General features: G+C 65.1%; 20 protein-coding genes. 12 read left to right on the top strand and 8 right to left on the bottom strand.

Features of this window, described 5'->3' with window-relative positions; all coding sequences use genetic code 11:
* Positions 1-218, top strand: a 218-nt coding sequence (locus IC608_RS17035; RefSeq protein ID WP_486813320.1) for a mannitol dehydrogenase family protein, incomplete at its 5' end; no start/stop codon positions are given.
* Between the two features lie 134 nt (positions 219-352).
* Here the strand turns inward: IC608_RS17035 and IC608_RS17030 are convergent.
* Positions 353-883, bottom strand: a complete 531-nt coding sequence (locus IC608_RS17030; protein ID WP_191777982.1) for a dihydrofolate reductase family protein — start codon at positions 881-883, stop codon at positions 353-355.
* Positions 884-1169: 286 nt separating this feature from the next.
* Between IC608_RS17030 and copC the strand changes: the two genes are divergently transcribed.
* Positions 1170-1550 (top strand): copper homeostasis periplasmic binding protein CopC, encoded by a 381-nt coding sequence (copC, locus tag IC608_RS17025; protein WP_191777980.1) that lies wholly within the window; start codon positions 1170-1172, stop codon positions 1548-1550.
* 157 nt (positions 1551-1707) lie between these two features.
* On the opposite strand, the gene IC608_RS17020 is transcribed toward copC, so the two are convergent.
* From IC608_RS17020 to IC608_RS17010, 3 genes are read right to left on the bottom strand one after another with little or no spacing between them, the layout of a single operon-like run.
* Entirely contained in the window at positions 1708-2493 is a 786-nt protein-coding gene (locus tag IC608_RS17020; RefSeq protein WP_191777978.1) for an SDR family oxidoreductase, read from the bottom strand.
* Positions 2490-3416 carry a dihydrodipicolinate synthase family protein gene (locus IC608_RS17015; protein ID WP_191777976.1) on the bottom strand — a complete coding sequence of 309 codons (927 nt, stop codon included), beginning with the start codon at positions 3414-3416 and terminating at the stop codon, positions 2490-2492. Before IC608_RS17015 ends, IC608_RS17020 begins: the two co-directional genes overlap by 4 nt.
* Positions 3417-3436: 20 nt before the next feature.
* Positions 3437-3604, bottom strand: coding sequence for a hypothetical protein (locus IC608_RS17010; RefSeq protein WP_191777974.1), 168 nt, complete (start codon positions 3602-3604; stop codon positions 3437-3439).
* A 91-nt stretch (positions 3605-3695) separates the two neighbouring features.
* Between IC608_RS17010 and IC608_RS17005 the strand changes: the two genes are divergently transcribed.
* The 3 genes from IC608_RS17005 (at position 3696) to IC608_RS16995 (ending at position 6295) form a co-directional block, all read left to right on the top strand.
* Positions 3696-3980: a hypothetical protein gene (locus IC608_RS17005; RefSeq protein WP_191777973.1), complete on the top strand. Its 285-nt coding sequence runs from the start codon at positions 3696-3698 to the stop codon at positions 3978-3980.
* A 106-nt stretch (positions 3981-4086) separates the two neighbouring features.
* Entirely contained in the window at positions 4087-5067 is a 981-nt protein-coding gene (locus IC608_RS17000; protein ID WP_191777972.1) for an SDR family oxidoreductase, read from the top strand.
* Positions 5068-5176: 109 nt separating this feature from the next.
* Complete coding sequence (locus tag IC608_RS16995; RefSeq protein WP_191777970.1) at positions 5177-6295, top strand: cache domain-containing protein; 1119 nt, start codon at positions 5177-5179, stop codon at positions 6293-6295.
* Here the strand turns inward: IC608_RS16995 and IC608_RS16990 are convergent.
* Both IC608_RS16990 and IC608_RS16985 read right to left on the bottom strand, forming a co-directional pair.
* Positions 6260-8230 (bottom strand): glycosyltransferase family 2 protein, encoded by a 1971-nt coding sequence (locus tag IC608_RS16990; RefSeq protein ID WP_191777968.1) that lies wholly within the window; start codon positions 8228-8230, stop codon positions 6260-6262. The two genes, IC608_RS16995 and IC608_RS16990, sit on opposite strands and share 36 nt — an antisense overlap.
* On the bottom strand, positions 8230-9042 hold the full coding sequence (locus IC608_RS16985; protein WP_191777966.1) for an efflux RND transporter periplasmic adaptor subunit: 813 nt from the start codon (positions 9040-9042) through the stop codon (positions 8230-8232). The genes IC608_RS16990 and IC608_RS16985 overlap by 1 nt, the downstream gene beginning before the upstream one ends.
* A gap of 149 nt (positions 9043-9191) precedes the next feature.
* Here IC608_RS16985 and IC608_RS16980 point away from each other — a divergent pair, with 149 nt between their 5' ends.
* From IC608_RS16980 to cysG, 7 genes are all read left to right on the top strand, one after another.
* Positions 9192-9407, top strand: coding sequence for a hypothetical protein (locus IC608_RS16980; RefSeq protein ID WP_191777963.1), 216 nt, complete (start codon positions 9192-9194; stop codon positions 9405-9407).
* 99 nt (positions 9408-9506) lie between these two features.
* A complete protein-coding gene (locus IC608_RS16975; protein WP_191777960.1) occupies positions 9507-10094 on the top strand; it encodes an ANTAR domain-containing response regulator in 588 nt (195 codons plus the stop codon).
* A 13-nt stretch (positions 10095-10107) separates the two neighbouring features.
* Positions 10108-11328 carry a CmpA/NrtA family ABC transporter substrate-binding protein gene (locus IC608_RS16970; RefSeq protein WP_191777958.1) on the top strand — a complete coding sequence of 407 codons (1221 nt, stop codon included), beginning with the start codon at positions 10108-10110 and terminating at the stop codon, positions 11326-11328.
* A 298-nt stretch (positions 11329-11626) separates the two neighbouring features.
* Positions 11627-14074 carry a nitrite reductase large subunit NirB gene (gene nirB, locus IC608_RS16965; protein ID WP_191777956.1) on the top strand — a complete coding sequence of 816 codons (2448 nt, stop codon included), beginning with the start codon at positions 11627-11629 and terminating at the stop codon, positions 14072-14074.
* Between the two features lie 52 nt (positions 14075-14126).
* The gene (nirD, locus tag IC608_RS16960) at positions 14127-14462 is read left to right on the top strand and encodes a nitrite reductase small subunit NirD (RefSeq protein ID WP_191777954.1); all 336 of its coding nucleotides are present in this window, start codon (positions 14127-14129) and stop codon (positions 14460-14462) included.
* 36 nt (positions 14463-14498) lie between these two features.
* Complete coding sequence (locus tag IC608_RS16955) at positions 14499-15356, top strand: formate/nitrite transporter family protein (RefSeq protein ID WP_191777952.1); 858 nt, start codon at positions 14499-14501, stop codon at positions 15354-15356.
* A 16-nt stretch (positions 15357-15372) separates the two neighbouring features.
* Positions 15373-16806, top strand: a complete 1434-nt coding sequence (gene cysG, locus IC608_RS16950; RefSeq protein ID WP_248306469.1) for a siroheme synthase CysG — start codon at positions 15373-15375, stop codon at positions 16804-16806.
* A gap of 10 nt (positions 16807-16816) precedes the next feature.
* Here cysG and IC608_RS16945 read toward each other — a convergent pair whose 3' ends face one another.
* Entirely contained in the window at positions 16817-17653 is an 837-nt protein-coding gene (locus IC608_RS16945; protein ID WP_191777950.1) for a division plane positioning ATPase MipZ, read from the bottom strand.
* A gap of 123 nt (positions 17654-17776) precedes the next feature.
* Entirely contained in the window at positions 17777-19714 is a 1938-nt protein-coding gene (locus IC608_RS16940; RefSeq protein ID WP_191777948.1) for a DUF5054 domain-containing protein, read from the bottom strand.
* Between the last annotated feature and the right edge of the window lie 4 nt (positions 19715-19718).

Here is a 19718-nt window from a genome sequence, read left to right as displayed (position 1 = left end):
GCACCGTCATCGCACCCAACGACCCCAGCTGGGACCGCCTCACCACCCAGGCCAAAAAGGCTCAGGAGCACCCCCAGGCCTGGCTCGAAATGACCGACATCTACGGCGAACTGGCCGGAAATAAGGACTTCGTCAACGCGTTCACCAAAGCGCTCCGTTCGCTATGGACGCAGGGCACGGCCGGCACGCTGGAAACCTATCTCGGCGATCAGCTCTAACCTTGAAGGCGTATCAAAGGAGTTTTTCGCCCATACTGCAGACACCGCCGCCTTAAAGGGCCGACGACGCCCAGGCCACAGTGCTTCAGGCTGTATTGATCGGCGCTTTCGGCGCCCGAGCCTTGAGCCGGACGTCAGGTGGTATAGCAAAGGCGGATGACGTGATCATCGATCCGTTCGCTGCTCGCCAGGCGAAGGGGCGGGCGGGCGGCGGCGAAAAACGGGGTGCCGTGGCCAAGGACCTCCGGGTGGAGGTAGATGCGGTACTCGTCGATCAGGCCCAGTTCCGTCAGGCGCTGCGCCAGCATGGGGCCGCCCACTTCGATCTCGCCGCTGACTTCGGCCTTGAGCTTGCGCACTTCGGCCTCAAGATCGGAGCCGAGGATGGTGGCATTGGGCCCGACGCTTTCCAGCGTCCCTGAAACCACCCACTTGGGATTTTTCCGCCAGGCCAGGGCAAAGGCGTGATGGTCGGAATCCCAATCCGGCTGGTCCTCGTCCCAATAGCGCATGAGGCCATAAAGGTTCCTACCGTAAAGGCTGCCGGCGAGGCCGTTCGTCTGATCGATGAAATGACGAAAGAGCCTGGGACTTGGCGGCGTCATCCGGTCGTGGTCCACGTAGCCGTCGAGCGACTGGTTCATTCCAAAAAAGAACCTGGCCATACCGTCTTTCCCCCCCCCGTTGACCGACAGGCGTCCCGCCGCCTCCGATTGCCCTGAAGCTCGTGGTAGCAGGGAAGGTGAGGGGAGAACCACATTTTCTTGCAGCCGGTCCGAGACAACGCGACGAGAGCTGGGCGCTCAAGGTGCCGATGGATCTCATCCTTACTCTATTCAAGCTTGCGCTCGATCAAGGACCCCGAGCCGATGGGGCGCTAAGCCTTGATCGAACGGACGACGTGACCAACCGGGCCAGCGTCTTCCGTTTTGCATGAAGGAGAAGCCTCAAATGAAACCGGTACGGATCCGCCGCTGGTCGGCAGCCGCAGCCCTGGGCCTGATGCTGGCCGCACCCTCGCTGCCGGCCTACGCGCATGCGGAGCTGCTGGAGACGGTGCCAGCCTCCCAGGCGAGCACCACGGCCCCCAAGGAGCTGCGCCTGACCTTTTCGGAAAGCATCGAGCTCTCCTTTGCCGAGGTGACGTTGAAGGGCGACGATGATCGCCCCATTGCAGTAGAGCGATTGAGCCTTGCTCCTTACGACAACAAGACCATGGTCATCACCGTCGCAACCGATCTTCCTGCAGGAGCCTATACGGTGGACTGGTCGCTGGTCTCCGCCGATGACCACAGGATCGAGGGCAGTTACAGCTTCGACGTCGCGCCATAGCATTGTGGCAGACCTGGCCCATGTCTGCGCGACGCTGGCCTTCAATTGCTGCAGCGCGACATCCGACAATCTCGGCGCCTGGGTCAGCGTGCGTAGTCCCGGCAAGCGCGGCCACGCGATCACCCAGGGCGCTGAGATTGGTGCAGACCGCCGCCGTCTATATCGACCTGATCATGCCGCCATCGATGCGCAGCAAGGTGCCGGTGATATAGGAGGCGCGGTCGCTGACGAGGAAAGTGACCGGGTCCGCAAGTTCCTCAGGGCGGCCATAGCGGCCGAGGGGGATGGTGCTGACCGATTGGGCCTTGACCGCCTCGACGGACGTGTTCATCCGCTTGGCTGCTGCGGCATCGAGTTGGTCGACCCGGTCGGTGTGGATGCGGCCCTGGACGATGACATTGACGGTGACGCCGTCGACGGCGACTTCGGCAGCCAGCGTCTTGCTCCAGCCCACCAGCGACTGGCGCAGGGCGTTCGAGATAGCGAGGCGCGGAATTGGCGCCTCGACGCCGGAGGAGGTGAGGGTGACGATGCGGCCCCATTTGCGCGCGCGCATGCCGGGCAGCACCGAGAGGGTAATAGCCATGAGCGGCGTCACCATGGTGGCGAACGCTTTCGCGTAGTCGTCTGGCGGCAGGGTGGAGGCCTCGCCCGGCGGTGGACCACCTGTATTGTTGACGAGGATGTCGATACCACCCTTGTCGCCCAGGGCAGCAATGAACCCGTCGACCGATGCGCTATCGGAGAGATCGAGCCCCAGCGCCTCTATCCAACCGCCGAGCGTGCGATCGACCTTGGCGTCCAGTGCGGCAATGGCGTCAACGCTGCGGGCGGCGCCGATCACATGGGCGCCTTCATTGGCCAGTGACAGGGCAATGGCGGCCCCCAGGCCCTTGCTGGCGCCGAGGACGACGGCGCGCTTTCCTTCAAGACCCAGTTTCATGCGCCGATCTCCGTAAGACGCCGCGCCTGACGCGCGAGCAGGTTTTCCACGTCGGCGATGTCGGCTTTCGAGAGCGACGCGCCGGGCTTGCGCAGGGTGGGGGAGGCGATAACGCCGCGCTTGGCGAGCACATATTTGCGCGAGGCCAGACCAATGCCCTGCTGCTGTTCGTAGCGCGCAAGGGGCAGGTAGGCGTCGAAGATGTCGTGCGCCCGGTTTTCGTCACCCCTGGCAAAATTTTCGACCACGCCCACCATCATTTCGGGATAGCAGAAGCCGGTCATGGCGCCATCGGCGCCGCGGCGCATCTCTTCCGGCAGGAACAGGCCGCCATTGCCGCAAAGGATGGAGATGCGGCGCGTCTCGCCCCTCTCGCTAGTGGCGCGCAGCGCGCCGATCTTGGCAAGGCCCGGCCAGTCCTCGTGCTTGAGCATGACGCAGGTGGGCAGGTCGCGCACGATGCGGTCGATGACCTTGGGGGCGATGGTGACGTTGGTGGTGAGCGGATAATCCTGCAGCACCCACGGGGTCTTGCCCAGCGCCTCGGCCACCGAAGCGTAGAAGGCGTAGACCTGATCATCGGTCTTAAGGGTCCAGGGCGGGGCGACCATGACGCCCGCGGCGCCCATGCCCATAACCGAGTCGGCCAGTTCGCGCATCGGCGCGAGGCCTGGGGCGCTGACGCCGACCACGACGGGCACGTGGGCGCGGGCAATCACCCGCTCGGCGATTTTGCGCGATTCCTCGGACGTCAGCTTCGGTGCTTCCCCGAGCTGGCCCAGAATGGTGAGGCCGGTGACGCCTTTTTCCTCATAGAAATCGACCATGCGGTCGACGCTGTCCCAGTCCACCTCACCGGATTCGGTAAAGGGCGTGACGGTAATGACGTAGACGCCCTTGGCGTCCTCGGAAAGCAATGGCATGGGCGACCTCCTTGATGGGGTTAGCACGTCCAGTAGAGGGCCTGGGCGTTGTCGGCGAAAATGCCCTGGTGGGTGTGCGACGGCAACGCCTCGAGCGCAAGCGCGATGAGGTCGTCGTCCTCGGGTACGCTGTCGAAAAGCTGCGTGCCGCCAAGCGCTGGCGGGACGAGAAGTCGGGTGCCGGGCAAGAATTAAGGGTTTGTTCAGCATCTCCCATTGGGCCCCGCAACAAAATTGCGCCCGAACACTTTGGCCGTCGGTGTTGATCCGGAGGCCTCCATGTTTTCTCCTGAAGAGCTCGATTTTCGCCTCGCCCACTCGTCGGCACGGCTGAGGGTGTGGGAGCGGCAGGTGCCGAAGCTCAGTCAGCACGATGCGGTGGTGGAGGTCCTCTGGGACGAGGCCAAGCATCTGGTGGAGATCGGCGTCGCCCACCCGTGCAAGGCGAAGGTCTGCAGCAGGCTGGTAGAGCGTTACCGGCGTCTCATCGTCAAGGCGAAGACGTTGCGCAAGCGTGCTGTGGCGGGCCGCACGGGGCCTGCCGCATCTATCAGCAGGGCTTGATGAAATCGTGCTGGGCGTCCTTCCCGCACAGGGTGGCGGCGTCCAACAGGCCTTGCGGTGCGGGCAGGAAACCGCTCCAATCGCCTTAACGAGCGGAGGATATGAGATGGCGTTGCGGGTGGTGTTCATCGGGGGCACGGGGCAGATTTCACTGCCCTGCGTCGAGGAGGCGGTGGCGCGGGGGCACGAGGTCAGCGTGTTCAACCGCGGCAGGCGCGATGCCGGTCTGCCGGCCGGTGTCACCTCCATCGTGGGCGAACTGGGCGGGGCCGAGTATGCGCGGCTCGGCGAGGAGCATTTTGACGTGGTGGCGCAGTTCATCGCCTTCACGCCGGATCAGGTGCAGCGCGATATCGACATCTTCACCGGCCACTGCGGGCAGTACATCTTCATTTCCTCCGCCTCCGTCTACGAAAAGCCGGCGCGGCACTACGTGATTACGGAGGAGACGCCGGCGATCAACCCCTACTGGCGTTACAGCCAGGACAAGATCGCCTGCGAAACCCTGTTGCGCGGCACGAGCGGGCTCGGCTGGACCATTGTGCGCCCCAGCCACACGGTGCGCACCGGGCTGCCGGTGATGATCGGGGATGCCGATGTGATGGCGCGGCGGATGCTCGAGGGAGAGCCGACCATCGTCGCCGGGGATGGCCGTACGCCCTGGACGCTGACGCGCTCGAAGGATTTCGCCGTTCCCTTCGTGGGGCTCTTCGGCACGCCCGCCAGCCTGAGCGAGATCTTCCACATCACCAATGATCGGGCCCATATCTGGGACGACATCCAGCGCGCGATTGGGCGGGCGCTGGGCGTTGAGGCGAATATCGTCCATGTGCCGACCGATACGCTGGTGCGCTATGTCCCCGAATGGGAGGGGCCCTTGATGGGCGACAAGTCGTGGACGGCGCTCTTCGACAATTCCAAGGTCAAACGGGTCGCGGGCGATTTCACCTGCGCGCCGGATCTCGAGACCATCCTTGAGGAACCCATCCGGCACCTCCAGCAGCGTCTGGAACGGCACCGGCCGCCGCGGGCTGACTTCGACGCGCTGGTGGATCGAATCTGCCGCGAGCAATCGGCGCTGGGATAGGGGCCACGGGCTGGCGGTGTTAACGGTTCATTAAGCCTGTCTGCCCCGCATGGGTTTTCCTGACGGATGGATCGCGCATGCTTTTCGCGATTCGAGAGAAGGCAACCGCATGAAACTCCGCTCTTTGCTTTTCCTGGTCCTCGGCGTGATCCTTGCCGGGGGTTTCCTCGCCCTTGCGCTGATCTTCAATACCAACCTCACCAGCTATAGTGCGGCAACCTCCCGTGAGTCCGTGCGGGTTCGGACACAGGCGCTGGGGACGTTCCTCAGCCGGTCGCTCCATGAGGAGTGGCAGCGGGTGGAGCGGGCCGCCGAACAGGCCCCAGGCGATCTGGACGTCAAGGCTGCCGAGGCGGTCGTTGCGAGGCTTGAGCAGGATATCGGCAAGATGTCGTGGATCGGCGTTGCCGACCGCAACGGCACGGTGCTCGCCGCCAGTCAGGACATGCTGGTGGGCGAAAGCGTGGGCCAGCGCCAATGGTTCCAGCAGGGGCTCGCGGGGCCGTTTGCGGGCGATGTGCACGAGGCGGTGCTGCTCGCCAAGCTGCTGGAGACGAACAATGACGACCCCATCCGCTTCATCGATTTTTCAGCCCCGATCCGCAACGGCAGCGGCGCGGTGGTGGGGGTCATCGGGACACACATCAACTGGAAATGGGTGGAGCAGCTGGTGACCGAGGCCTCGCAGGTTCTGCAACTGCACACCTTCATCGTCAGCCGCTCGGGAGACGTGGTGCTGCAGACTGACCCTGCGGAGGGCGATATTTCCCGCCTCAGAAGTTTTCGCGCGGCGACGCTGGGGGTAAAGACCACGGAACTGGAGAATTGGCCCGATGGGCAGACCTACCTCACGGCGACCGTCCCCCAGGTCACCTACGGGACACTTCCTTCGTTCGGCTGGAACATGATCGCCCGGCTCGATCAGAGCTTCATAGACGGGGCGGACAACGGCTACCGCACGCGCATGCTGGCCGCCGCCCTCGGAATCTTTCTACTGGTGCTGGTGGTCTTCGGCAGCGTCACGGCGCTGATCCTGCGGCCGCTGCGCTCCCTGGCCGAAAATCTGCAGCGGCTCGCCCACGGTGAACCGACGCCGTTCGTGCGCCAGCATCGCCGGTTCCGGGAGGCGACCATCCTCTCCGATGCCGTCGTGCTGCTGCAGTCTCGCAATGCCGAAGCCAGCGCCAAACCGTCAGCGCACGGTTCCAGCGATAATCCGGCGCAATAGCCCGGCTCCGAGCCCTGCCGCGGCAACCGCGGCCGTCCCCGGGACGCCGCTGCGCGTGTGCAGCTTTTCGATCAGGTCTTCGCGTTGTGCCGGCGTGAGAGCGATGCTGGCGTCCAGCGAGGCATCGAGCGACAGGGTCACTTCGGCCTCGACCTCGCCCACCTCCGGGATGCGGCAGATAAACCGGGTGCCGAGCGGGAGCGACAGGCCACGCAAGCGGAGCGCTTCGGCGTGGATGTCGGTGAGCCAGGCCATGCGGCGCCGGCCGTCTACCACGACCTCCACCTGCTCGGGGCGGGAGCGCAGGATGGATGCGGTCCGCGGCAGCTCTACGCAGACCAGCATGGTGCCGGCCAGGACAAGCAGGTTGTAGAGCGTCCAGAAGAGGATCACCGCCTTGCCTTCCCCCGCATGGGCGTCGAAGAGATAATCGGACGTTAGGCCAATCAGAAGGCCGACAACGGTCAGCACGAAGGCGGCCAGAAACCGCCGCATGATCGGCCACTGGATGACGATACGATCCCTGTCGCCACCCTTCATGGTGACCTTGAAGGCGTGACCATGTGGCTTGACGAGGCCCGTTAGGGCGGACCGGCTGATCTCCCAGGCACCGACGAGCTGGCTGATATCGTTGACGATGGGCACGAACATGCCGACCGAGACGAAATTAAGGAACATCATCGTGGCCAGGTAGTAGGGGCCGAAATAGCTGATGACGTCGTAGAGGCGGGCGTCGACAACCGTCACGCCGAAGTACCAGTAGAGCAGCGGGTAGACGATGCAGGCGATCTTGAAGGGGAAGGTGGTGAGCCAATAAAGGCAGGAATCGAGGACGCTCCATCGGTCGCGCAGGCGGAGCGGCTCGCGGCTGAATGGACCGGCGGAACTCCGCACGATCTGCATGAGGCCCAGGCACCAGCGCGAGCGCTGCGTGATGTATTCCTTGAGGCCTTCGGGAGCGAGGCCTTCGCTCAGGGGCTCGTTGAGGTAGGCCGTGGAATATCCCTTCATCTTGAGGACCGAGGTCAACATGTAATCCTCGGTGACGCTGGCGGTGGGGAAGTCGCCGATGGCGTCGAGCGCGGTCCAGCGCACGATCGAGGAGGTGCCGCAGCAGACCGCAATGTCCCAGCCGTCGCGGGCCGGCTGCATGTGGTCGAAAAAGAACCTCTGCTCATCGGGATAGGAGCGGCTGATGCCCAGATTGTGCTGGATAGGGTCTGGATTGAAGAAGTGCTGCGGGGTCTGGACCAGCCCGATCTTGCTGTCGGCGAAGAGCGCCAGGGTGCGGGTGAGGAAATCCTGGTGCGGGACAAAATCGGCGTCGAGCACGGCAACGAAGTCAACTTCTCTACCGCGCTCGCGCAGCTGGCGCAGAAAGTGATTGATGTTTCCCGCCTTGCCGTGCGCATTGTCGGGGCGCGTGACGTGCTCCACCCCCAGCGCGGCGCATCTGTCGCGCAGCCAGTCGCGCCGGCCATCATCGAGCACGTGAATGGTCTTGTTGGCGTACTGGCTCGCCATCGCACCGGCGAGCGTGCGCTCCAGGACCGGCCATTCCTCATTGTAGGTCGCCACCAGAATGGCCACGCTCGGCTGGGCCGTTTCAACCCAGGGCAGGTTCGCATCGGCGTCGGCACTGCGCGAGCGGTGGCGCGAAAGGACCAGAAAGGCGGAGATGCTCGAGACGATGGTCATCGCTTCGATGAAAGCGAATGACCAGCTAACAAAGGCATCGAGGGTGAAACCGGGCGGCGCGATGGTTTCCGTCACCCGCCATGTCAGATAGCGTAACGAGAAAAAACCAGCGACCAGCATCATGGCGAGGCGCATCCAGCCATTGGACCGCGGCAGGAGCGGTGCGATGCCAAGGCCAATGCCGATGACGAGCAGGCTGGGCATCCAGGCGACCAGCCAATCGGGAAAGAGAACCATCAAAGGCCGATCCCGGAGAACCACTCCCCGATGCCCGAGAGCGGACCGGCGCTGAAGACAACGCGGCCGGTGCGGCCGAGCGGGCACCCCGCTTCGACGAGGCCAGGTGCGGCCAGGAATACCGAATACCCCTCGAGGAGGCGCCCGGACGGGTTTATGGCGAGCGTTTCGAGAAGGGCGCGGGGACCGGTGCCTGCCAGAAGCGCCACCGTCACGTCGAGCGCGATGCCATCGTGAAACCGGAACTGTGCGGCGTCGCCCACCGAAAGGCGGTTATAAAGCCCCTGGTCGACACTGGCATGGATGAACGAAGTGCTGCAGTCCGCGATCGTGGCGAGGGTATCGCCGGCAGCGACCGGCTGGCCGGAGTAGGACGAGATGCTCCAGACGATGCCGCCGGCCGGGGCGCGCAGGCCGGTCGATGCCGAAGCGAGCCTTTGGGCCTCCCGATCCTCGATCAACTGGTCGAGCGCTGCGATGCGTCCCTGCAAGAGCGGTCGGGATTCTGCGCCCGAGGCTGCTCCGCCGGTCTCGAGATCGGCCGAATAGATGGCGCGCTCCTGCTGAGGGCCGAGCAGGGCCAGGCCGTCATCGGGTTTGGGCGTGATGCTGCCCAGGGCTTCATTGGCTTCCACGCGGCTGCCCACCTCGCCGAGCGAGAGCTGCACGGTGCCGTCTGACGGGCTCCGAATGACGGCCAGGCGGGTGTTGACATAGGCGTCTCCACTCGAGCCCACCAGCTGCTCGCCCACCACCACGTAGAGCGCGAAGACCACAGCCAAAAGGCCGAAGATGCGAAGAGCGTATTTCATTACTCGCCTCGTTGCAGAGAATCAGTGGAGCCAAGGCTGCCCCTGACTGCTTGAAGCACAGGTTGCCAGCTTCGATAAACTTGCATCGTTTGATTTCACTTGGCGGAGAGCTGGCCGTGTGAGGATCGCTCCTATCAGGAGAGCATCCCTTGCCGCAGCTTTCATCCCGAGACGTCTGGTCATCGCTTATCTGCGGCGCCGTCGCCTGGCTCGCTTTCGCGCTGGTGTGTCTGCATGCGACCCATCGCGGTGGGCCGGTCTGGCTGGAGGGCCGGGAACTGGCTCTTTTCCTCAAGCTCACCCTCGCGACCATCGCCTTCGTCATGATCGACCTGGCGTGGAAAGCGCGCGCGTCCGAGGCGTGAGCGGGGCGCAAGCAGGCATCTTGCGCAGCCTCGCCGGCCTCCCGTAAAGTCCCGCCATCAGCTGCGGCGTCGTGGCTCTGCCCCATTGCACAAGAGCCGATGCCCGAAGCGCTCTCCATCCTCCTGATCGACGACAACGCCATCCGCGCCTCCATCATCGAGGCGGGTTTGCGCGAGGCCGGGCATACGGCGGTGCACATCGTGACCGACATCGACGAGGTGGCCTCGCAGATCGGCATGATCGCGCCGGATGTGGTGATCATCGATCTCGAAAACCCCAACCGGGACGTGCTCGAGCATTTCTTCGCGCTCAGCCGCATCATCGAGCGGCCCATCGCCATGTTCGTCGACAAGTCCGACCCGGCCGAGATCGAGGCTGCGGTCGATGCGGGTGTGTCCGCCTATGTGGTGGATGGGCTGCGCAAGGATCGGGTCAAGCCCATCCTCGACATGGCCATCGTGCGGTTCCGCGCTTTCTCGCGGCTGCGCAAGGAGCTCGAGGCGGCGCGATCGGAACTGCAGGGGCGCAAGGTGATCGACAAGGCCAAGAGCATCCTGATGCAGAGCCGAGGCTTGTCCGAAGACGAGGCGTACAGCCTGTTGCGCACAACGGCGATGAACCAGAACCGCAAGATCCTAGATATCGCGCAGGCCCTCATCACCGCCTCAGACCTGCTCGGGCCATGAGGGAACAATTGCCATGGGCCTGACGCAGATCATCGCCGGCTATGTCCCCCTGCTCGACAGCGCCGTGCTGCTTGCGGCGGAGGAATTCGGATTTGCCGAAAGCGAGGGGCTGCAGCTGCGTTTCGTGCGGGAAACCTCGTGGGCCAACATTCGCGATCGCGTGGCGGTCGGGCACTTCGATGTGGCGCACATGCTCGGTCCTATGCCGATCAGCGCCAACCTGGGGCTGACACCGCTCGACACGGCGGTGGTTGCGCCGATGGCGCTGGGCCTGGGGGGCGCGACCATTACCATGTCGCTCGATGTCTGGTCGGCGATGGACGCTGCCGGGGCTCCCGCCGACGGAGAGCCTGGCGCAGTGGGCAGGGCTTTGCGCGATGTGGTGCGGCGGCGGGAGGCGGCGGGCCGGCCGCGGCTGCGGCTGGCCGTGGTGCATCCCGAAAGCGCCCACAACTACGCCCTGCGCTACTGGCTCGCGGCCTCCGGGATCGACCCCGACCGGGCCGTGGATATCGTCATCGTCCCGCCGCCGCTGCAGGCCGACGCGCTCGCCGCCAAGCGCACCGACGGCTTCTGCGTCGGCGAACCCTATGGGTCGATGGCGGTGGCTCGCGGCGTCGGGCGCATCGTCACCACCAAGGGACAGATCTGGCAGATGAGCCCGGACAAGGTGCTGGGCACGCGCCTGCAATGGGCCGAGCGGTTTCCCGAACAGCTTGCGGCCCTGCTGCGGGCCGCTACGCGGGCGGCGCGGTGGTGCGAGGATCCGGCCAATCATGCTGTCCTTGCCCAGATGCTGGCGCGGGAGGATCGCCTCGGCGTCGACGCCGATCTTCTATTGCGGGCGCTCACGGGGCGGCTGGAATTTGCCGCGGGACAAGAGCGGCTGATGGCGGACTTTTTCGTCCCCTATTCACGGGCCGCGAATTTCCCCTGGGCCAGCCATGCGCTGTGGTTCTACTCCCAGATGGTGCGCTGGGGACAGGTCCGACATACGGCGGAAAACGCCGCTCGCGCAGCCCGGAGCTACCGTCCCGACCTCTATCGCGCTGCCCTTAGCGGCATGGGGATGCCAGTCCCAGGAGGCAGCAGCAAGATCGAAGGGGCCCTGACCGAAGCCACCGCAGTCGGCGCACAGGACGGACATCTTACGCTTGGGCCCGATGGATTCTTCGACGGCATGAGCTTTGATCCGGATCGGCTGGACGCCTACATCGTTCAGCAGCTGAAATGACTGCAAAATGTGCAGGTCGCTTATGTGCTGTCCAATTAGGCAGATCGGCGGTTCACGCCTGCCGCAGGAGAAATCCTCTTAACTCCCTGAATTTGCTCCCTCTCTCCTCACGAAGCCCCATTGGCACGCTTCGTGCAATGATCTGAGCAAGCGCTTCGGCGCGTGAGATCGGTGTCCAACGACGGGCGCCTCCTCTTTGGCAACGCCGCCAACCGACAGAGCTTCGTCTTGCCGACGGAGGTCCTGCTGGTTGGCGGCGCTTTGTTTCTGCGATGCAGCAGAGCTTTCGGGAGAGAAAATGGCCGAAAAACTAGTCGTCATCGGTGCCGGAATGGCCTCGGGCCGCATGTTGGAGCATCTGTTCGAAACAGCGCCCGGCCGGTTCGACGTCACTTTGTTCGGGGCCGAACCGCGCGGCAACTACAACCGCATCATGCTCTCGCCCGTGCTGGCGGGCGAAAAGCAGTACCGGGACATCGTGACCCACAACGAAGACTGGTACGCTGCCCACGAGGTGCATTGCCGGTTCGGTCGCACGGTCACCAAGATCGACCGGCAGGCGAAGACCGTTTTCGCGGACGGGGTGGAAACGCCTTACGACCGGCTCGTCATTGCCACCGGCTCCGCGCCCTTCATCCCGCCCATCGCTGGCAAGGACCTGCACGGCGTCCGGGCGTTTCGCGACCTCGACGATGTGGAGGCCATGGTGGCCGTGGCCCGCAGGCCCGGCGCCAGTGCGGTGGTCATCGGCGGCGGCCTGCTGGGACTTGAGGCAGCTGCGGCCTTGCGCGGGCGGGGCATGGAGGTCGTGGTGCTGCATCTGGCGCCGCACCTGATGGAGCGCCAGCTCGATCCTGCGGCGGGCTACCTGCTGCGCCGGACACTCGAAAGCCGCGGCATCACCGTGCACTGCAAGGCCCAGACCAAGGCGATCGTGGGCAATGGCCGCGTGGAGGCCGTGGCGCTCGAGGACGGCACGGTCTATCCCGCCGATCTCGTCGTCATGGCCGCTGGCATCCGGCCGGAGACGCGCCTTGCCACCGATGCCGGCATCGAGGTGGCGCGCGGCATCGTCGTCGACGACTTCATGGTGACGTCGGACCCCGACATCCTGGCGTTGGGCGAATGCGTCGAGCATGGCCAGACTGTCTATGGGCTCGTCGCGCCGCTCTATGACATGGCCAGGGTCGCGGCAAAGACGCTGGTGGGCGAGAGCGTGCCCTTCATGCCAGTCCAGACGGCAACCCAGCTCAAGGTGACGGGGGTCAGTCTCTACTCGGTAGGCGATTTTGCCGATGCGGAGGATCGCGAAGAAATCGTCCTGCGCGACGCAGCAGCCGGCATCTACAAGCGCGTCGTGCTCAAGCAGGACCGGGTGCTGGGCGCTGTCCTTTATGGCGACACGACAGACGGCGCCTGGCTCTTCGATCTCCTCAAGCGCGGCGTCGATATCGGCGCCATGCGCGACACGCTGATCTACGGGCAGAACCATACGCAGGGCACCACGGCCGATCCTTTGGCCGCGGTCGCCAATCTGCCTGCCGAGGCGGAAATCTGCGGCTGCAACGGCGTGTGCAAGAGCACCATCACCAGTGCCATTGCCGGCAAGGGCCTCACCACGCTCGACGATGTGCGCGCCCACACCAAGGCCTCGGCATCCTGCGGCTCCTGCACTGGCCTTGTTGAAAAGCTGCTGATGGCCACCCTGGGCGACCGCTACAATCCCAGCGCCATCCAGCCCATCTGCGGCTGCACCGAGCTCGGCCACGACGAGGTGCGCCGCATGATCGTGGCGCAGGATCTCAAGTCCATTCCGGCGGTGATGCAGGAGCTGGGGTGGAAAACCTCCTGCGGCTGCGCCAAGTGCCGCCCCGCGCTCAACTACTATCTCGTTGCCACTTGGCCCGGTGAATACGAGGATGACGGGCAAAGCCGCTTCATCAACGAGCGGGTGCACGCCAACATCCAGAAGGACGGCACCTATTCGGTGGTGCCGCGCATGTTCGGCGGGTTGACCAATGCCGCCGAGCTGCGCGCCATCGCCGACGTGGCCGACAAGTTCAACATCCCCACCGTCAAGGTGACGGGAGGGCAGCGGATCGATCTTCTGGGCGTGCGCAAGGAGGACCTGCCTGCCGTCTGGGCTGACCTCAACCGTGCCGGGATGATGTCGGGCGCCGCCTATGCCAAGGGCTTGCGGACGGTCAAGACCTGCGTCGGCTCGGACTGGTGCCGGTTCGGCACGCAGGATTCTACCGGCCTGGGAGTGCGGATCGAAAAGTTCATGTGGGGCTCCTGGACGCCGGCCAAGCTCAAGCTCGCCGTCTCCGGATGCCCGCGCAACTGTGCCGAGGCCACCTGCAAGGATATCGGCGTCATCTGCGTGGACTCCGGGTACGAAATCCATTTCGGCGGCGCTGCCGGGCTCGAGATCAGGGGCACGGAAGTGCTCTGCCATGCCGCGAGCGAGGACGAGACGGTCGAGATCATCGCCGCCCTCACCCAGCTCTACCGGGAGCAGGGCTGGTATCTCGAGCGCATCTACAAATGGATGAAGCGGGTCGGGACCGACAGCATCAAGGCCCAGGTGGTGCAGGACAAGGACCGGCGCCGCCAGCTCTACGAGCGCTTCGTCCACTCGCAGACCTTCGCCCAGGTCGATCCATGGGAAGAGCGCGTCAATGGCAAGGATGCGCATGAGTTCGCCGCCATGGCCGACGTCCAGCTCATGCAGGCCGCGGAGTGATCGGCATGGCACGCAAACTTTCCTGCACCGCTGCTGCCCGGGGAGAAAACTCATGACCGACTGGATCGATATCGGCGCTCTCGCCGACGTGCCCTCTCGCGGTGCGCGATGCCTGACGACACCGCTTGGCAAGATCGCGATTTTTCGCACCGCCGATGACCGCGTCTTTGCCATCGACGACCGATGCCCGCATCGGGGCGGGCCCTTGAGCGAGGGGATCGTGCACGGCGCGCAGGTGACTTGCCCCCTGCACAACTGGGTCTTTTCGCTCGAGACGGGCGAGGCGCAGGGCGCCGACGCGGGCGCGGTACGGACCTATCCGCTGCGCCTGCATGACAACCGCATCCTCATCGATGCGCAAACGCTCCGCGCCCGCAGCGCGGCCTGAACGACCCCCACCACCGACCGATTTCGGGAGAGAACCATGGACTACGTAGCCCCCTCAGACTTCATCAAGAAGATGATCGATGCCGGCGAAGCCAAGATCTTCATGTCGACGCGCGACACCCTGATCCGCGCCTTCATGGCCGGCGCCATTCTGGCGCTCTCGGCCGCCTTCGCCATCACCATCACCGTCCAGACCGGCCAGCCTTTGCTGGGCGCCGTGCTGTTTCCCGTCGGCTTCTGCCTGCTCTACCTCATGGGGTTCGATCTCTTGACGGGTGTCTTCACGCTGGTGCCGCTGGCGTTGATCGACAAGCGGCCCGGCGTGACCCTCATGGGCGTCCTGCGCAACTGGGGACTCGTCTTTATCGGCAATTTTGCGGGTGCCCTGACTGTGGCGCTGATGATGGCCGTCATCGTCACCTTCGGCTTCAGCCAGGCCCCGGACGCGGTGGGCGAAAAGATCGGTCACATCGGGGAAGGCCGGACGCTCGGCTATGCCGCCCACGGCGCCGCGGGCATGCTGACGCTCTTTATCCGGGGCGTGCTCTGCAACTGGATGGTGTCGACTGGCGTGGTCGCCGCGCTGATGTCCAATTCGGTGTCCGGCAAGGTGATCGGGATGTGGATGCCCATCATGCTGTTCTTCTACATGGGCTTTGAGCATTCCATCGTGAACATGTTCCTGTTCCCCTCCGGTATCCTTTTGGGCGGCAATTTTTCCTTCCTCGACTACATGATCTGGAACGAGATCCCGACCGTCGTGGGCAATCTCGTTGGCGGCCTCACCTTTGTCGGCCTGACGCTCTATGCCACGCACGGCCGGACTGCGCCCTCCCGCGAAAAGGTGGTCCCGCTGCAGCGCGACATCGACGCCAGCGCCGTCGCCGCTGAATAAGAAGGAGGACCGGGACATGCATGTCGTGCCGCGCGTGCCCACGCCAGCTTCGCGTCCCCGCATGGCGCCTCTTGCCGTGCTCCCGGTCTTCTATGCCCTCGCCGGCAAGCGCGTCCTGCTTGCCGGCGGCTCGGAAGGGGCCGCCTGGAAAGCAGAACTCCTCGCCGCGGCAGGCGCTGACGTGGAGCTTTTCGCAGCGTCTGACGATCTGTGCCCCGAAATGCTGTCCCTGCTCGAAAGCGGCCAGGTCCGGCGTCGCGCCAATCACTGGAGTGCTGCCGCGTGGGCGGGATACGCCTTGGCCGTGGGCGAGTGTGAAAACGATGACAAAGCCATCCGCTTTTCATCTGCCGCGCGTGGGCACGGGGTGCCGGTCAACGTCATCGACAAGCCCGCCTTCTGCGATTTCCAGTTCGGCTCGATCGTCAACCGGTCCCCTGTGGTGGTCGGCATTTCGAGCAGCGGCGCAGCACCCATTCTGGGGCAGGCCGTGCGGCAACGGATCGAGGCGCTGCTGCCCCATCGCCTAGCCGATTGGGCCGCGCTTGCCCGCGATGTTCGCGAGCGGGTCACGCGCCTCCTGCGGCCGGGCGCCGAGCGGCGGCATTTCTGGGAGCGTCTGGCGCAAGCGGCCTTCAGGAGCGGAATCAGCGTCTCGGCCGTCGACGACTGGCTCGCTGCCGCAAAGGGGCGCGCTTCTGGTCGGGTCACGCTCGTCGGGGCCGGTCCGGGCGACGCCGAATATCTGACGCTCAAGGCCATGCGGGCGCTGCAGGCGGCAGACGTGATCCTGTTTGACGATCTGGTGTCCGATGAGGTGCTCGAGCTGGCCCGGCGGGAGGCAAGGCGCATCCTCGTGGGCAAGCGCGGCGGGCGCGAGAGCTGCCGTCAGGAGGACATCAATGCCACGATGATCGCTCTGGCCAGGGCCGGCCGGCACGTCGTCCGGCTGAAGTCGGGCGACCCGATGATCTTCGGTCGCGCCGGCGAGGAAATCGCTGAACTCGATGCCGCCGGCATCGCCGTGGAGGTCGTGCCCGGCATCACCACGGCGCTGGCGCTCGCCGCCGAGCTCAAGGTGTCGCTGACGCACCGGGACTGTGCCCAATCGGTGCGGTTCGTCACCGGCCACGCCCGCGATGGGCGATTGCCACGCAACCTTGACTGGGGGGCCCTGACGGATCCGGCGACGACGACGATCTTCTATATGGCTGGCCGGACGAGCGCGGAACTGTTCGCGCATCTGCTCGCGTACGGACTGTCGCCGCAGACGCCCGTGGTCCTTGCCAACAGCGTGGCCCGCCCAAGCCAGATCATCCGCAGAACCACGCTGGTTCAGGCGAACGTTGACATGCGGACCATGGACCTGACGCAGCCGATCATCATCGGTGTCGGGGCCGCCCTGGGCGAGCGCCAGGTCAGCGCCATGCCGGGTGCGGTGGCCGTCTAAACTGCGCGCCTCAGGCCGAAAGGGCCAGGGGTTCGTTCCGGGGCAGCCGGAGCGAGGAGACGAGCGCCCGATATTCCTGCCGCGCATTGACATGCGAGAGCGACGGCGGCCCGCCCAGGAGGTCCGCTTCGAGCGGATCGAACACCGTCATGCCGACCAGGAACAGCGAGCGGAAGATCACCCGCTCGGCGATCCCTTCGGCGACCCGGCAGCCCAGGCCCGCGGCCAGCCGTTCGACGGCATCCTGCACGCGGTTGGTGTTGCGGGAGGCCAGGCCCGAAATGCGGTTGCGCACCAGCACCCAATCGGTCCCGCTCCCGGTGCGAGCCTGCCGCTCGGCCCGGGCCTTCTGCACGTTGCGCGAATAGGGGCTGGCCTCGAGCGGCTCGCCGGTCCTGGCGTCGATGCGGGCCAGCACATCGAGGTCGATCATACTGTCATTGATGGGCGTGATCAGCGTGTCGGCGGCGGCATGGGCCAACCGGCCGAGATTGCCGTCAAAGCCGGGCGTGTCGATCACCACGAAGTCGACTTCCCGGCGCAAGCCATCCATGGCGCGGTTGAACAACTCCTGTTCGACGCGCTGGTTTTCGCGGATGGAATCGCCCCAGGCGGTGGGGAGATGGACATGCCTGGGCATGAGGATGTCGCGCCCGTGCGTGTCGGCGGTGGCGCGGCGATTGCGGATGTAGCGGGTCAGGGTCTGCTGGCGGCTATCGACATCGATGGTGGCGACGCTATGGCCCTGATGCAGCAGGTAGATGGCCAGGTGCAGCGCGGTGGTGGATTTCCCCGATCCGCCCTTTTCATTGCCGACGACGATGATATGCGCGTCGCGGTCCGTCATTGGTGCTGCTCCGAAGTGTCCCACTGCCACTGCGCATCAGGCAAGATTATGGTTAATGGAGTGCTAACGGATGGCTCCTGCGGGCCCGCCCGCCGGCTCTGGCGTGGTGATTTCCACAAGCATTCAGTCAGCGGTGACTTCGGAGAGGCTCAGGGTGAACCGGAACAGCGCATCGCCTTCCCACCACATGGGAAAATTGGTGCCCCATTTATTGTTGTAGAGATTGACCCGGAGCCCACCCGAATAGTCCGGAGGCTCTGGCTGGAAGGGCAGGAAGGGCGCGGTGGCAGGGCCAACGAGGGCCGCATCGAGCAGTTCCAGTTCAAGGCCCGAGCCCACTTTGCCTGTCCGCGCCGCCCCAACCGCCTGCAACTGGCCTCCGCCACGGCGGGCAATGTCGCCGCTCCTCTGCCAAAGGCCCATCTTGCGCAACTGCCACTTGGCCGCGTCGGCCGGCGTGAACTGGAAAAAACCCGCTTCCGGCATGCGATTGGCCGGCTTGTTGCGCAGGACGAGGGTGATGGCGAGGCGGTTCTCGTCGATGCCGCGGATGCCGATCTCTATCCGCTCGGGTGCGCCAAGGCGGTCATGCGCTTGGACCGGCAAGTGCGCCACTGAGATACGTCCATCTGCAATTCCATCGGCCTGGGGGACGAAGCTGGCCGTGCGCGCAGTTCTTGCCCGCTGGAGACCGGGCTTATCGTGATCGAGAATGGCCCAGACTTCCCGGTGCAGCAGGTAGCTGTCGAGATGGGTCTGCAGCGCCGCCCAGTCGTAGCTTTCGTGGGTGAAGCCGAAGAGAATGCCGTCGCGGCCCGGAATAGTCTGGCCGTCGGGTGTTACAAGCGACGCGATGCCGCCCTCGGGTGACAGCGTGGCTTGCCAGCCGCCATCTTTCAGAGTGTCACCCGGCAGCGGCGTAGCTGGCGCAGGCGGATGCGTTTGGGCCAGCGCAGCGTCGGCGTCCTGCCGATCGGCCGGGCCGAGCTGGTCCAGCGCGGTCTCCATATAGGCGCGCTGCTCGGCCCAGGACTGTTCGGTGTAGGCAAAGCGCGGATCGGTGCGGCGGGCGGTTTCGAAAGCCTCCCGATCCCAGGCCGTCTCGTCGCGCAGATAGGTTTTGATGTCGACGCCCCAGGTGTGCTCGGGCACCATGGTGAGGCCCCGGGCAAAGGCGAGCCGGGATGGGGAGGGAGATCGCTCCCATTGATCCACGAGGCGCTGCAGCGCGCGAAACCGGGCGAGCTTTATCGGATCGCTGGCGGTGCCATGGATCCAGCTATCGCCGATCTCCGATGTGACGATGGGGAACTGCTCGCGCCGCGCCCACATCTCGGCCCCGAAGGCATCCAGCGTCGAGGCCCGGATTTGCGCCTCGGGATGCTCATGGCGGAGGTGCCGCAGCGCCTCCACCGTCTGCCCCACGCTTTGCGGCCCGATATTGTCGTTGGTGTGGGCAAAGCTGATGCCGACGTCGGCGCCGGCCGGAAAGTCGGTGCCGCCATAGGACCCCTGGTACATGACCACCAGCTCGCTGCCATCGGGCGCGCGCCAGCGGAAGATGGGCGGTACATCGGGGACGGGGCTGGCGGTATTGACCCCCAGGTGGAGGAAGCGCACGCCCGCCTCGGCCAGGATGGGAACCATGCCCAGCGTATGTCCCGGCACGTCGGTCATCTTGGCCGCAGTCGTAGTGCGGCCGAAGCGCCGGTCGAGCTCCTGGGAAAAGGAGAGGCCGGCCCGCAGCAGGGCCGGGGACATCAGCTCGGTGTGCGTGGTGAAGGGCAGGGCGTGCCAGGTGATGAGGCCGCGCTCGATGGCGCGTTCAAGGCGCTGGACGCGCTCAGGGGGCTGCGAGGTGAGGTGGTCCCAGATCAGCCAGGCGCCCGTGGTCCAGATGAATTGGGAATCGTGCGGGTTCTCGAAGAAGAAGTGTTCCCCGGTGGCGATCGCCTGCGGGATGAACTGCTCGTGGTATTGCCGGCGCACCCGGGCGGCATGGTCGGTAAAGCCGATATCGAGATGGGTCTTGAAGATCAGGTGGATCAGAGGCGGGGTCATATGG

It is taken from the genome of Devosia oryzisoli, from assembly GCF_014837245.1.
Lineage (GTDB): Bacteria > Pseudomonadota > Alphaproteobacteria > Rhizobiales > Devosiaceae > Devosia > Devosia oryzisoli.
The sequence above is the reverse complement of the archived record's forward strand: the minus strand, read 5'-3'. Positions and strand labels throughout refer to the sequence as shown.

Coding starts and splice junctions, on each gene's coding strand:
- IC608_RS16975 (WP_191777960.1), top strand. CDS start 9,507: ATGCCCGAAGCGCTCTCCATCCTCCTGATCGACGACAACGCCATCCGC.
- IC608_RS16955 (WP_191777952.1), top strand. CDS start 14,499: ATGGACTACGTAGCCCCCTCAGACTTCATCAAGAAGATGATCGATGCC.
- IC608_RS17030 (WP_191777982.1), bottom strand. CDS start 883: ATGGCCAGGTTCTTTTTTGGAATGAACCAGTCGCTCGACGGCTACGTG.
- IC608_RS16990 (WP_191777968.1), bottom strand. CDS start 8,230: ATGGTTCTCTTTCCCGATTGGCTGGTCGCCTGGATGCCCAGCCTGCTC.
- IC608_RS17000 (WP_191777972.1), top strand. CDS start 4,087: ATGGCGTTGCGGGTGGTGTTCATCGGGGGCACGGGGCAGATTTCACTG.
- cysG (WP_248306469.1), top strand. CDS start 15,373: ATGCATGTCGTGCCGCGCGTGCCCACGCCAGCTTCGCGTCCCCGCATG.
- nirB (WP_191777956.1), top strand. CDS start 11,627: ATGGCCGAAAAACTAGTCGTCATCGGTGCCGGAATGGCCTCGGGCCGC.
- IC608_RS17015 (WP_191777976.1), bottom strand. CDS start 3,416: ATGCCATTGCTTTCCGAGGACGCCAAGGGCGTCTACGTCATTACCGTC.
- IC608_RS16985 (WP_191777966.1), bottom strand. CDS start 9,042: ATGAAATACGCTCTTCGCATCTTCGGCCTTTTGGCTGTGGTCTTCGCG.
- IC608_RS16940 (WP_191777948.1), bottom strand. CDS start 19,714: ATGACCCCGCCTCTGATCCACCTGATCTTCAAGACCCATCTCGATATC.
- IC608_RS16970 (WP_191777958.1), top strand. CDS start 10,108: ATGGGCCTGACGCAGATCATCGCCGGCTATGTCCCCCTGCTCGACAGC.
- nirD (WP_191777954.1), top strand. CDS start 14,127: ATGACCGACTGGATCGATATCGGCGCTCTCGCCGACGTGCCCTCTCGC.
- IC608_RS16945 (WP_191777950.1), bottom strand. CDS start 17,653: ATGACGGACCGCGACGCGCATATCATCGTCGTCGGCAATGAAAAGGGC.
- IC608_RS17005 (WP_191777973.1), top strand. CDS start 3,696: ATGTTTTCTCCTGAAGAGCTCGATTTTCGCCTCGCCCACTCGTCGGCA.
- IC608_RS17020 (WP_191777978.1), bottom strand. CDS start 2,493: ATGAAACTGGGTCTTGAAGGAAAGCGCGCCGTCGTCCTCGGCGCCAGC.
- copC (WP_191777980.1), top strand. CDS start 1,170: ATGAAACCGGTACGGATCCGCCGCTGGTCGGCAGCCGCAGCCCTGGGC.
- IC608_RS16995 (WP_191777970.1), top strand. CDS start 5,177: ATGAAACTCCGCTCTTTGCTTTTCCTGGTCCTCGGCGTGATCCTTGCC.